At 62.9% G+C, this 12,871-nt stretch carries 12 protein-coding genes; 9 read left to right on the top strand and 3 right to left on the bottom strand.

From position 1 onward, the window contains the following. Positions 1-103: 103 nt before the first annotated feature. The gene (locus SLT36_RS09500; protein WP_432287064.1) at positions 104-1,549 is read left to right on the top strand and encodes a homospermidine synthase; all 1,446 of its coding nucleotides are present in this window, start codon (positions 104-106) and stop codon (positions 1,547-1,549) included. Between the two features lie 66 nt (positions 1,550-1,615). On the opposite strand, the gene SLT36_RS09495 is transcribed toward SLT36_RS09500, so the two are convergent. From SLT36_RS09495 to SLT36_RS09485, 3 genes are read right to left on the bottom strand one after another with little or no spacing between them, the layout of a single operon-like run. Next, positions 1,616-1,903, bottom strand: a complete 288-nt coding sequence (locus tag SLT36_RS09495; protein ID WP_432287062.1) for a PTS sugar transporter subunit IIB — start codon at positions 1,901-1,903, stop codon at positions 1,616-1,618. Between the two features lie 21 nt (positions 1,904-1,924). Further along, entirely contained in the window at positions 1,925-2,386 is a 462-nt protein-coding gene (locus SLT36_RS09490) for a PTS sugar transporter subunit IIA (protein WP_432287061.1), read from the bottom strand. Positions 2,387-2,443: 57 nt separating this feature from the next. Further along, on the bottom strand, positions 2,444-3,880 hold the full coding sequence (locus SLT36_RS09485) for a PTS galactitol transporter subunit IIC (protein WP_067958385.1): 1,437 nt from the start codon (positions 3,878-3,880) through the stop codon (positions 2,444-2,446). A gap of 258 nt (positions 3,881-4,138) precedes the next feature. Between SLT36_RS09485 and SLT36_RS09480 the strand changes: the two genes are divergently transcribed. The 8 genes from SLT36_RS09480 (at position 4,139) to SLT36_RS09445 (ending at position 12,867) form a co-directional block, all read left to right on the top strand. Further along, positions 4,139-4,528, top strand: a complete 390-nt coding sequence (locus SLT36_RS09480) for a hypothetical protein (RefSeq protein ID WP_067958382.1) — start codon at positions 4,139-4,141, stop codon at positions 4,526-4,528. 213 nt (positions 4,529-4,741) lie between these two features. Continuing rightward, positions 4,742-6,706: a 5'-nucleotidase C-terminal domain-containing protein gene (locus SLT36_RS09475; protein ID WP_432287059.1), complete on the top strand. Its 1,965-nt coding sequence runs from the start codon at positions 4,742-4,744 to the stop codon at positions 6,704-6,706. A gap of 222 nt (positions 6,707-6,928) precedes the next feature. Next, the gene (gene hemH, locus SLT36_RS09470; RefSeq protein ID WP_432287057.1) at positions 6,929-7,993 is read left to right on the top strand and encodes a ferrochelatase; all 1,065 of its coding nucleotides are present in this window, start codon (positions 6,929-6,931) and stop codon (positions 7,991-7,993) included. A gap of 66 nt (positions 7,994-8,059) precedes the next feature. Beyond that, complete coding sequence (locus SLT36_RS09465; RefSeq protein ID WP_432287056.1) at positions 8,060-9,274, top strand: NAD(P)/FAD-dependent oxidoreductase; 1,215 nt, start codon at positions 8,060-8,062, stop codon at positions 9,272-9,274. Between the two features lie 113 nt (positions 9,275-9,387). Beyond that, the gene (locus tag SLT36_RS09460; RefSeq protein WP_067958370.1) at positions 9,388-10,338 is read left to right on the top strand and encodes an SPFH domain-containing protein; all 951 of its coding nucleotides are present in this window, start codon (positions 9,388-9,390) and stop codon (positions 10,336-10,338) included. A 36-nt stretch (positions 10,339-10,374) separates the two neighbouring features. Further along, positions 10,375-10,839: an NfeD family protein gene (locus tag SLT36_RS09455; RefSeq protein ID WP_432287055.1), complete on the top strand. Its 465-nt coding sequence runs from the start codon at positions 10,375-10,377 to the stop codon at positions 10,837-10,839. A gap of 121 nt (positions 10,840-10,960) precedes the next feature. After that, complete coding sequence (locus SLT36_RS09450) at positions 10,961-11,566, top strand: TetR/AcrR family transcriptional regulator (RefSeq protein ID WP_432287053.1); 606 nt, start codon at positions 10,961-10,963, stop codon at positions 11,564-11,566. Positions 11,567-11,658: 92 nt separating this feature from the next. After that, complete coding sequence (locus SLT36_RS09445; RefSeq protein WP_432287052.1) at positions 11,659-12,867, top strand: MFS transporter; 1,209 nt, start codon at positions 11,659-11,661, stop codon at positions 12,865-12,867. Positions 12,868-12,871 lie beyond the last annotated feature (4 nt).

Below are 12,871 nucleotides of genomic sequence, written 5' to 3'. Positions count from 1 at the left end.
GAACCCGGATTCGCTTTATTGTGACAAGCATGTATGGTTTAGCCGTTGAAGCCGGGTCAATCGGGGCCCGGCTCTTTTAGTGTGAGAAGGAGTGCCATAAAAAATGGCGAATGAAAAATGGCCCGTTTACGGTGAGATTACTGGTCCTGTTGTGATGATCGGCTTTGGTTCGATCGGTCGCGGAACGCTCCCCCTCATTGAACGCCATTTCAAGTTCGACAAGTCGCGCATGGTGATTATCGATCCCAGCGATGAAAACCGAAAACTCGCGGATGAGCGTGGCATCAAATTCATCCAGGAGGCGGTAACCAAGGACAATTTCAAGGCGCTTTTGACGCCGCTGCTGACCAATGGCAGTGGCCAGGGCTTCTGTGTCAACCTCTCGGTCGACACCGGTTCCGTGGAGCTCATGCATCTGTGCCGCAAGCTCGGCACGCTCTACGTCGACACCGTCATCGAGCCGTGGCTCGGCTTCTACTTCGACAACAGCGCCGACAATAGCGAGCGCACCAACTACGCGCTGCGCGAGACGCTCCTGGAAGAGCGGCGCAAGCACCCGGGCGGAACGACAGCCGTTTCGACCTGCGGCGCCAATCCCGGCATGGTCTCGTGGTTCGTCAAGCAGGCGCTGGTCAACCTATCCAGGGATCTCGGCCTCGACTTCGAGGAACCGGCGACCAACGATCGCGAGGGTTGGGCAGCACTGATGAAGAAGGCCGGCGTCAAGGGCATCCACATCGCCGAGCGCGACACCCAGCGCACCAAGAATCCCAAGCCGATGAACGTGTTCTGGAACACCTGGTCGGTCGAAGGCTTCATTTCGGAAGGTTTGCAGCCGGCAGAGCTCGGCTGGGGCACCCACGAGACCTGGAAGCCCAAGAACGCCAAGAAGTTCAAGAAGGGCAACAAGGCGGCGATCTATCTCGAGCAGCCGGGTGCCAACACGCGCGTCCGCACATGGTGCCCTACCCCTGGCCCGCAATACGGCTTCCTGGTCACCCACAACGAGGCGATCTCGATCTCCGACTTCTTCACCGTGCGCTCGAAGAAGGGCAAGGTGACCTACCGCCCGACCTGCCACTACGCCTACCATCCCTGCAACGACGCGGTGCTGTCGCTGCACGAGATGTTCGGCGCAGCCGGCAAGGCACAGCCCGTCCATCACGTGCTTGACGAAAACGAACTTGTCGACGGCTCGGACGAACTCGGCGTGCTGCTCTATGGCCACGACAAGAATGCCTACTGGTACGGCTCGCAGCTGACGCTCGAACAGGCGCGCAAGCTTGCGCCTTACCAGAATGCCACTGGCCTGCAGGTCTCGTCAGCCGTGCTCGCCGGCATGGTTTGGGCGCTCGAAAACCCGGAAGCCGGCATCGTCGAAGCCGATGAGGTCGACTACAAGCGTTGCCTCGACGTGCAGAAGCAGTATCTCGGACCGGTCAACGGCTACTACACCGACTGGACGCCGCTTGAAGGCCGCCCCGGCCTGTTCGAGGAGGATCTCGACAAGGAAGACCCCTGGCAGTTCCGCAACATCCTGGTGCGCTGAACGCGTTACCGGAAAACGAAAAGGGCGCCGCGAGGCGCCCTTTTTTGCTTGCTCGCGGAGGTGGAGCTACTTGCGCAGCTCGGCCTCGATGTCGTCGAGCGCCTTGTCCTTGCCGATGCCGGTCAGGAAGGCGAGCCCCTTGATGACAGGGACAGTCACCGACGCCGAAATGGGCGTGGTCGACACGATGAGGTCGACATTGTCGGCGAGGCTCGGCACTTCGGTTGCCTTGCACTGCATGGCGTTGAAGGTCAGCCCGCGCGACTTCATGACTTCGGTGACGGTGGCGTTGACCGCCGTCGAGGTGGCGACGCCGGTGCCACAGGCAAAGAGAACGGTCTTCTGTTTGGCCATCAAGTAAATCCCTTCCTAAGGCTAGCCGAGCACTGCGCCGATGTCTTCGATCGACCTGGCGTTGCTGAGGCCGGCAAGCGCCGCCTCGCTCTGGATGGTGTCCATGATTTCCTGAAGCATGTCTATCTGCTTGTCCTTGTCGTTGATGGCAAGCAGGAACACGTAGCCGACAGGCACCGCCTCGTCAGGATCTTCCATGTTGGCGAAGTCCACCGGCTTTCGCAGCACGGCCAGCGCGATACCCGGTTTCAGGACATGCTCCGGGTCGGTGTGCGGAATGGCGACATTGAGGGCGTAGCCGAGCGGCAGGCCGGTCGGCATCGTCGCCTCGCGCTTTACCACGGCGCCCGCATAGGACGGCCGGACATAGCCGAGCGCCTCGAGCTTGCCGGCAAGCAGGCGGATGACCGCTTCGTTGTCTTGTGCCTCGACCCCCAGGGCAATGGCTTGGGGATCGAGAAAGTTCATCAGGGCTCGCGCCATTCAACTACTCCAGTGTCCGAAACCGGCGGCACGCGCCGCCGGTCCGGGTTTTCGATGTCAGGCGTGTGCCGAAGCCTTGGCGCGGACGGCAGGGGCTGCCTGCTCGGCTTCATCCTCGGCGCCCGCCGCGCGCTCCCATGCCGCGCTGTTGCGGCGGTAGAGGACGAACAGCAGGGCAATCACCGCCGCGAGCAGAACCAGGCCGGCGATGGCGAGGCCCTGGATCGCTTCGATGATCACGTAAGGGATCCACAGGAAGCCGTCGACGACAGAGGTGATCTGCACCGCATTGGCCGGCATCTGGAAGCCCGACGAGACGGCAGCACTTGTGAACAGCGGCGCCAGCGCGTTTGCGACATAGAAGCCGAGCGCCAGCGTGACGGTGCCGACGATGACCATGCGGAAGACGTTGCCCTTGAGCAGCGGCGCGGTCATGGCGACAATGAACGGAATGACTGCAAGATCGGCGAACAGGATGACGCGGTTGCCGGGCAGGATGACCGACAGCACGATGGCGATCGGTACCAGGATCAGCGACGACGAGATGGCGGCGGGGTGACCGATCAGGATCGCCGAGTCGAGGCCGACGAGCAGCTCACGGTCACCGGTGCGCTTGCGGACGAATTCCTGGGCGGCGTCCGAAACCGGCAGCAGGCCTTCCATCAGCACCTTCACCATACGCGGCAGAAGCAGCATCACAGCAGCCAGCGTCATGCCCGTCGTCAGCACCTTGGACAGCACGGTGCCAAAATCGCCGGCGTTGTAGTAGGCGATCACACCAAGCACGAGGCCGATGATCAGGCCGAGCACGACCGGCTCGCCGAAGACGCCGAAGCGCTTCTCGATGGTCTCGGTCGAGATGTTGATCCTGTTGATGCCGGGAATACGGTCCATGATCCAGTTCAGGACGATGGCGATGGGCAGGATCTGCGCCGAGGCCAGATGCGGCACCGACACACCTGGAATGCCGTAGAACTGCTGCACCGCGCGTGCCGACCAGTCGGCGAACAGCAGCGCAAGCGCTGCGACGAGCGCTGCGACCGCCAGGCCGTAGCCGAGGCTGCCGGTAGCGGCGGTGGCCAGCGAACCGACGAAGGCAAAGTGCCAGAAATTCCAGACGTCGACGTTGAGCGTGCGCGTCAGTCGCAAAAGCAGCAGCGCGATGTTGACGGCAATACCGATAGGAATGACCCACAGGCCGACCGACGAGCCGAAGGCAATGGCGGCAGCCGACGGCCAGCCGACATCGACGATGTCGCGCTGGATGCCGGTGTTGGTGACGATCGCCTTGGCGACGTCGCCGATCGAGCCGAGCATCAGCCCGAGCACCAGGTTGATGCCGATGAAGGCGACACCGATGGTGATGGCGGCGCGGAACGCCTTGCCCACCTTGGCGCCGAGAACCACAGCGATGATGAAAATGACGATGGGCAACAGTACCGTTGCTCCAAGCGTGTCCACGGCCGCTTTCAGGCCGGTCAGAAACGAATCCATGTTGCCTCCCCAAGGCGTCTAAGTTGCTCCAGGCACATCCCTTGCCTAGAACATTTGTGTTTTACAGTATACGAAAGTTGCATCGTTTACAAAAACTGTCAATCTACCCATGCGGCCCCGACGGCCCAACGGGCGGGCAAATCGGCCACAGTCGCAGTCAATTCGCAATTGCCCGACCGACGATGTCGGCCGGCAAAGCCTTGCCTTTAAAGCAAAATCGGGCGATTGAAGGCTGCGGACTGAGGAGAGGATTCTTTCATGACGACTTCGCGCAAAATTGCTTCGGCCGGAGTGCTTGCCTTGCTTGCGGCCGCCATTGCCGGCTGCTCGACCAGCGGCGGCGGATCTTCGGGCGGCGGTGGCGTGAGGCCAGCGCCGACGGGTGTGGAAGGTGCATGGCTCGACGCCAAGGGCACTGGGCTCTCCACCTTTGCCGCCGGCTCGTTCCAGACGGTCGCGACCGACACCGGCCAGAAGCTCTCGGATGGTACCTACATCCTGACCGGCGCCAACTCGGTCCAGATCAACGGCACGTCGCTGATCCGCCAGTCGCCGATCAGCTTCAACTGCCTGCTGATCTCGGCCAACCAACTCAACTGCACCAGCTCGGCCGGCCAGCAATTCACCCTGACCCGGCGTACCGCCTGACGGCATTCCAGGCCCGCTTCGGCGGGCACGGCTTCTCCTTTCAGGCTTCCGGCGCGGCCGGAAGCCATGCCCGGCAAGTAAGCCGGCTTTTGGTTTCCGATTCTCCCTTGCATCCGAAAATTCGGAATGTGAACATGGCGCCAAGGAATGTGTAACATTCCGGTCAAGCGAAGACGCTAAACGTCTCGCGGGGGTCATTCGGGAGATTTCATCATGAAGAGATTGGCTGCCATTGCGGCTTTGTCGGCCTCGGCATTCGGCTATTCCGCCGCGCCGTCATTCGCCGACTATACGTTGACCATCATGCATATCAATGACTGGCACAGCCGCATTGAGAGCAACAACAAGTTTGAATCGACCTGCTCCGCCGAAGAAGAGGGCAAAGGCGAGTGCATCGGCGGTGCCGCGCGCCTGGTCACGGCGATTGCCGAACAGCGCAAGAAACTCGAAGGCCAGAACGTTCTCTTGCTCAATGGCGGCGATAACTTCCAGGGCTCTTTGTTCTACACCACCTACAAGGGCGCGGTTGAAGCCGAATTCCTCAACCAGATGAAATTCGACGCCATGACCGTGGGCAACCACGAGTTCGACGACGGCGAAGAAGCACTGGTGCCTTTCCTCAAGAAGATCCAGTTCCCGGTTCTCTCGGCCAACGTCCACCCGAATGCCCAGTCCAAGGTCGGCGACCGCATCAAGCCGTCCCTGGTGCTCGAGGTCGGCGGCCAGAAGATAGGCATCATCGGCGCCGTCACCACCGACACCCCGGAAGTCGCCTCGCCCGGCCCGAACATCGCCATCGAGGACGACATCAAGACGATCACCGCCGAAGTCGAGAAGCTGAAGGCCGAGGGCGTCAACAAGATCATCGCGCTGACCCATGTCGGCTATCCCCGCGACAAGGAACTGATCGCCAAGATCCCCGGCGTCGACGTTGTCGTCGGCGGCCACTCGCATTCTCTGTTGTCGAACACCGACGCCAAGGCCGAAGGCCCCTACCCGACGATGATCGACAACCCCGAGGGCTACAAGGTTCCGGTCACCCAGGCCGCGTCCTACTCCAAGTATCTCGGCGAGTTCACCGTCACCTTCGACGACAACGGCGTGGTCAAGGAAGCCAAGGGCGACCCGATCTATCTCGACAACTCGGTCAAGCCGGACGAGGCGGTTCTCGCCCGCATCAAGGAGCTCGGCGCGCCGATCGAAGAGCTGAAGAACAAGGAGGTCGCCGAGAGCACCGACCTGATCGACGGCAGCCGCGACAATTGCCGCGCCCGCGAATGCACGATGGGCAACCTGATCGCCGACGCCATCCTCGACCGGGTCAAGGACCAGGGCGTCACCATCGTCTTCCAGAACGGCGGCGGCATCCGCGCCTCAATCGACAAGGGCGTGGTGACAATGGGCGAAGTGCTCACCGTCCTGCCGTTCCAGAACACGCTCGCCACCTTCCAGCTCTCCGGCAAGGACATCGTTGCCTCGCTTGAAGCAGGCGTCAGCGAGATCGAGGAAGGCAAGGGCAAGTTCCCGCAGGTCGCGGGCCTGAAATACGCGTTCGACAAGTCGGTCGCCGCCAACGCTGGCCGCATCAAGTCGGTCGAGGTGATGGACGGCGGCGCCTGGAAGCCGATCGACGAAGCCAAGGTCTACACTGTCGCGACCAACAACTACGTCCGCCAGGGCGGCGACGGCTACAAGCTGTTCGCGTCGAACGCCACCAACGCCTACGACTATGGTCCGAGCCTCGAACAGGTCGTTGCCGACTATCTCGGCAAGAACCGTCCGTTCACGCCGAAGCTCGACGGCCGCATCACCGAGATCGCCGCGACCGTTGCCGCAGCGCCTGCTGCCGAGCCGGCAAAGCCGGCTGAAGCCGTCCCCGCGGCAACGACCGAAGCCGCACCGGCAACGCCTGCGCTGCCGAGCGCCTCGGGCGAGATCGCCGGCACACCGCCGACAGTCGAGCCCGCCAAGCCTGCCGAGGCAACTGCACCCGCTACGGCGTCACCGGCTGCCGCCGGCAAGTCGCACACCATTGCCCGCGGCGACACCTTCTGGGATCTGGCCAAAACCTATCTCGGTGACGCGACCAAGTGGCAGGCGATTGCCGCGGCCAACCCGGACGCCAAGGCCGAGGACCTGCATATCGGCGGAACGCTTTCGATTCCGTCGGCAAACTGAACAGGGCTACTTGCCTGAGCAAACCCGCCCGGCATGCCGGGCGGGTTTTTACTTTCCAGGCAGGAGAATCGGGCAATGGGGCAGGAAAGCAATAAGGTACTGGGGCGACGAAACCCTGCTCCCCAGTTGCCCTGTTGCCCTATTCCCTTGCAGGGTGCGGCCAGACGCGACATTGAATGCCCACCCCATTCAATTAGGTATCCCGCGTAACGGAGACACCGAATGAACCTGACGACCACAATCGACGAGACATCGGCCAAGGCACTGGGCGCGTTTCCAAACGGTCATCCGGCAGTGCGCAAAGGCAAGGTCGGCGTTCTCCTGGTCAATCTCGGCACGCCCGACGGCACCGACAAGAAGTCGATGTGGCGCTATCTCCGCGAATTCCTGTCCGACCCGCGCGTCATCGAGATGCCCAGGGTGCTTTGGTATCCCATCCTCTACGGCATCGTTCTCAACACGCGGCCGAAGAAGTCGGGCGAGAACTACAAGAAGATCTGGAACACCGATCGCGATGAGTCGCCGTTGCGCACCTATACCCGCGCCCAGGGCGAGAAGCTGGCAGAAGCGCTCAGCGACCTGCCTGACGTCGTCGTCGACTGGGCCATGCGCTACGGCAACCCGTCGACCGAGAGCGTCGTCAAGAAGCTGATCACCCAGGGTTGTGACCGCATCGTCATGTTCCCGCTCTATCCGCAGTTTTCGGCAACGACGACGGCGACCGCCAGCGACCAGCTGTTTCGCGCGCTGATGAAGATCCGCGCCATGCCGTCGATCCGCACGGTTCCCGCCTATTATGACGAGCCGGTCTATATCGAAGCGCTGGCCCGCTCGATCGAGCAGCACCTGGCCAATCTCGACTTCGAACCGGAGGTCATCCTCGCCTCCTATCACGGCATCCCGAAGCCCTATTTCGAGAGGGGCGACCCCTATCACTGCCATTGCGTGAAGACGACCCGGCTGCTGCGCGAGCGGCTGGCGATGAGCGACAAGAAGCTGATGACCACCTTCCAGTCGCGCTTCGGTGCGCAGGAATGGCTGCAGCCTTACACCGACAAGACCGTCGAGCGGCTGGCCAAGGAGGGCGTCAAGTCGATCGCCATCGTCAACCCCGGCTTCTCGTCCGACTGCATCGAAACGCTGGAGGAGATCGCCGGCGAAAACGCCGAGATCTTCCACCATGCCGGCGGCAAGAATTTTTCCCACATCCCTTGCCTCAACGACAGTCCGGAAGGCATGGCCGTGATCGAGACGATCACGCGTCGCGAGCTGATGGGCTGGGTCTAACCGCCGGCGGCGGAACCTCCACCGGCGCGCGGCGTTGACCACGGGCCAGGGGAGATCCGCCCGTCTATGACCCGCAAGCTCGACCTCAGGACCGGACGGCCCGTCTGGTACGCCTACCGCGCACCGTCCGTTCCGACAGGCCGGTTCACCCGCGACATCAGGACCGACGTAGCCATCGTCGGCATGGGCATCAGCGGCGCATTGATCGCCGAAGCCCTGACCGATGCTGGCCATGCTGTCGTCTGCATCGACAGGCGCGGACCGCTCCTCGGCTCGACTGCGGCGACCACCGCGCTCGTCCAGTTCGAGATCGATCAACCGCTGTCGAAGCTCGCCCGCAGCATCGGCCGTGAACAGGCCGAACGTGCCTGGCGACGTTCGCGTCTTGCGGTGTTGAACCTCAGGACGCGCGTCGACGAACTCGGCATCCGTTGCAACATGGAAACCAGGTCTTCGCTCTATCTTGCCGGCGATGTTCTGGATGCGCCGGCATTGCGCGACGAGGCAGAAGCCCGGCGCCTTGCCGGCATTCACGCCACCTATCTTGCCGCATCCGAACTGCAGGACCAGTGCGGAATCCGACGCCAGGGCGCCATCCTGAGCCACGACAATCTGGCACTCGACCCGAGAAAGCTGACCGCCGGGCTGTTTCACAGGGCCCTGGAGGGCAAGGCACGCTTCTACGCCCCCGTCGAGGCTGTCTCCATCAAGACCGGACGCGAAGAGGCGGTGATGGTGACGGCGGAAGGCCCGACGATTACGGCCGGCCATGTCGTGCTGGCGACCGGCTACGAACTCGTCGCCAACCTGATACCCGCCACCGACCACAAGATCATCTCGACCTGGGCGATCGCAACAAAACCACAAAGGCAGGCGCTTTGGCCGGGCCGGCATCTGATCTGGGAGGCCTCCGACCCCTATCTTTACTTGCGCGCGACGGCGGACGGTCGGGTGATCTGTGGCGGCGAGGACGAGGATTTCGTCGATGAGGTTCGGCGCGACGCGCTGATCGCCGAAAAATCGGATCGCATTTCGGCGAAGCTGAAGCGGCTTTTCCCGCGACTCGATGCCAAACCGGCATTCGCCTGGGCCGGTTCGTTCGGGACCACGCCGACCGGCCTGCCCTATATCGGCGCCATTCCAGGCCACCCGCGCATCCATGCAGCCATGGGTTATGGCGGCAACGGCATCACCTATTCACGCATCGCGGCGGAGATCGTCAGCGCCGGCATTTCCGGCCACCGGGATGCCGACGCCGACCTGTTCGCCTTCCCACGCTAAGCCGGACGACATTTCCGGCTTGCTGTGTTGTATCGCCGCTGAAACGCCCTTAAGTCTTCAACGCATGTGGCGCGACTTGTGAATCGCGCACTCAACTTGCGGGGGAGTTTCGCATGGGCTTCAGCGGCTTCGATATCGTCATCCCGGTACTTGTCGTTCTCGTGCTCCTGGTGCTGTTCGCCGGCATCAAGACCATTCCCCAAGGGTACAACTACACTGTCGAGCGTTTCGGTCGTTACACCCGGACGCTGACGCCCGGCCTCAACCTGATCATCCCCTTCATCGACCGCATCGGCGCCAAGATGAACATGATGGAGCAGGTGCTCGACGTGCCGACGCAAGAGATCATCACCAAGGACAATGCGATGGTCGCCGTCGACGGCGTCGCTTTCTATCAGGTGTTGAACGCGCCGCAGGCGGCCTATCAGGTCGCCGGCCTGCAGAACGCCATTCTCAACCTGACCATGACCAACATCCGCACCGTGATGGGCTCGATGGATCTCGACGAGCTGCTGTCGAACCGCGACGCCATCAACGAGCGCCTGCTGCGCGTCGTCGACGAAGCGGCACACCCCTGGGGCATCAAGATCACCCGCGTCGAGATCAAGGACATCAATCCGCCGGCGAATCTGATCGAATCGATGGGTCGCCAGATGATGGCCGAACGCAACAAGCGCGCCCAGATTCTCGAAGCCGAGGGCATGAAGCAGGCGCAGGTTCTGGAAGCAGAGGGCCGCAAGGAAGCCGCCTTCCGCGACGCCGAGGCGCGTGAACGCTCCGCCGAGGCCGAGGCACGCGCTACCCAGGTGGTTTCGGAAGCCATCGCCAAGGGCGACGTCCAGGCGATCAACTACTTTGTCGCACTGAAGTACACCGAGGCGCTGGCCAAGGTTGGAACAGCCAACAACAGCAAGCTTGTCCTGATGCCTATGGAGGCGTCGTCGCTGATCGGCACACTTGGCGGTATCGGTGAGATCGCCAAGGAAGTCTTCCGCGACGGCGGCACGGCAGGCGGGCAGCGCCAGGCCTCCCGGCCGCCGAGGATTCCGCCCGAGCAGGGCTGAGCCTCTGACCGGACGAGGTGAATTGAGGAACCGCACATGATCGCAAGCATCGTTGCCGAACTCGGTCCCTGGAACTGGATGCTGCTCGGCTTCATCCTGCTGTGTCTGGAAATCTTTGCGCCGGGCGTATTCCTGCTGTGGATCGGCATCGCCGCGCTGATCGTCGGCTCGGCGTCGCTGCTGCTCTGGGACGCGGCGTTCTGGACCTGGCAGGTGCAGGTCCTGGTTTTCCTGGTGCTCTCGCTTGCCTCCGCCTATGTCGGCAAGAAGCTCGTTCGCGCCCGCGAACAGGCATCCGACCAGCCCCTTCTGAACAATCGTGGCGCCCAGATGATCGGCCGCACCGCAACGCTGGCCGAACCGATCAGGGAAGGCCGTGGCCGCATCAAGCTCGGCGACACGACTTGGCGGGTCTCCGGCCCCGATCTGCCCGCCGGTGCGCAGGTGCGTGTCATAGGCGCTGCCGACACCGACCTGGAACTGGTGGTGGAGCCGGTCTGAGGCAAGCTCTCCTGATCGCTTGAGCGGCACCTCGCCAGCCCCCTGGAGCATCCCTTTGACTTGACCACATGACCACGCTCAATTATTAGATTGATCAATCTAATAATAAATGAGAGCGCGGATGCGCAAAGTCGACCCAGAAAAGTTCGAGGCAAAAAAGCAGCAGATCCTGACTGCGGCGATCACCTGTTTTACCCGGAAAGGTTTTCACGGCACCTCGACCGCTGAAATCTGCGCCGAAGCAGGCATGAGCCCCGGCAACCTGTTCCACTACTATCCGACCAAGCACGCGATCATCGCGGCAATCGTCGAGCAGGATCGCCGCGAGACGGCGGCCTATTTCGCACAGATCGACAACAGCCAGGACCTGTTCGGCGAGATCCTCAAATTCATGGACATCGTGCTCGAACTGGCCGCCGACCCGGCCTATTCGAGCCTCGCACTCGAAATCGCGGCGGAGGCGATGCGCGACCAGCAGATCGCATCCCTCGTCACGGCCCATGACGCCGAAATGCGCACAGCACTCGCCCTGATCCTGCGCGATGCCGCCGCGCGCGGCGAGATCGGGCCGGGGCTCGACCCTGCCGACGGCGCTCAATGGATCTCCGCGCTCATCGACGGCGTGTTCGGCCGCGTCGCCGTCGACCCCGGCTTCAAGCCGCTCGAGCAAAAGAAGACATTGCATCTGCTGTTGACCCGCTTTCTCAGGCCGGGAGCAACGACATAGGCGAGACAGACGGGCACGGGCCGGCAAGGCTTGCCCCGGAAATCCTGAAACCAGAACCAGCAAAGGATGCTGCGGCTCGCAGCGAAGCTGTCATGAACACCTTGCGCCTTGCCAGGACACGCGCCCCGTTTGCCGGGCTGCAGCTGGCCAGTATCTTCTTCAGCCTGGGCAATGCAATCACCGCCATCGTCTATCCCTGGCTGGTCTACGACCTCACCGGCAGCGCCAGCTGGATGGGCATCGTCGCCTTCGTGACACTCGCTCCGGCTATTCTCGGCAGCGCGTTTGGCGGCCCTGTCGCCGAAAGACTCGGCATCCGCCAGACCGCCATGATCGCTGTCGGGCTCGGCTGCTTAGCGTCGATTGCCGCCGCCCTGCTCTACGGCTTCGGCATGCTGACCATCGGTGCGCTCGTCGCGCTTGCCTTGCTCGGCGCCATATTCGACGGCCCCGGCAGCGTCGCGATCGAATCCCGCGTTCCCGAAATCGCGCGTCTGGCGCGCATGCCGCTGCTGCGCGCCAATGCCATCGACGACCTTGTCGACAACGGCGCGGCCATCGTCGGGCCGGCGATCGCTGCCTTGCTGGTGGCGATCGTCGAGACCTCTACGCTGTTGTGGATCATCGCCGCACTCAACATGGTGACCGCATTGATGACCGCGCTCAGCCTGCCCCAGTTCCGCCTGCGGCAGATGTCCTCGACCGCGTCCACTGAACTGGCTGGCGCGATGCGCATCATCTTCGGATCGGTCCGCCTGCGGACGGCCCTGCTGCTGGCCAGCCTTGGCACCGGCACCTTCGTTGCACTCGAAAATGTTGCCCTGCCGGCAATTTTGCGCGCCGAAGGGCAGTCGGCTTCGATATTGGGGCTCTATCTCACCGCCGCCGCGGCCGGCGCCATAGCGGTCAACCTTGCAATGGCCGTAATCGGCGGTCGGCCCGCCTTGCGCAGTATCTTCGTTGCCGCCTTCGTCGGCCTGGCCGCCGGCGTCATCATGCTCGTGATCGACCGCTCGGTGCCCACACTGATTGCATCAGGTGCAGTTCTCGGCATCGCCGCCGGCCCGCTCTCGCCTGTTTTCACCACCCTGTTGCAGACCAGTGCGCCGAAGAACCTGCGCGCCCATGTCATCGGCGCCTCGATCGGAATGATCCTCGTCACGACGCCGCTGGCCGCCCTCGTTGTCGGTGCCGCGCTGGACCTGTTCGGACCGACGGCGGTCTTGTCGGCATGCGCGGCCATGCTTGCCGCCTGCGCAGTCATCGGCGCGCTCGCCCTCGGTCCGGACGAAGCTGAGTAGGGGG

The organism is Aminobacter sp. BA135 (genome assembly GCF_050859125.1).
Lineage (GTDB): Bacteria > Pseudomonadota > Alphaproteobacteria > Rhizobiales > Rhizobiaceae > Aminobacter > Aminobacter ciceronei.
This window is presented reverse-complemented; position numbering and strand designations above follow the sequence as displayed.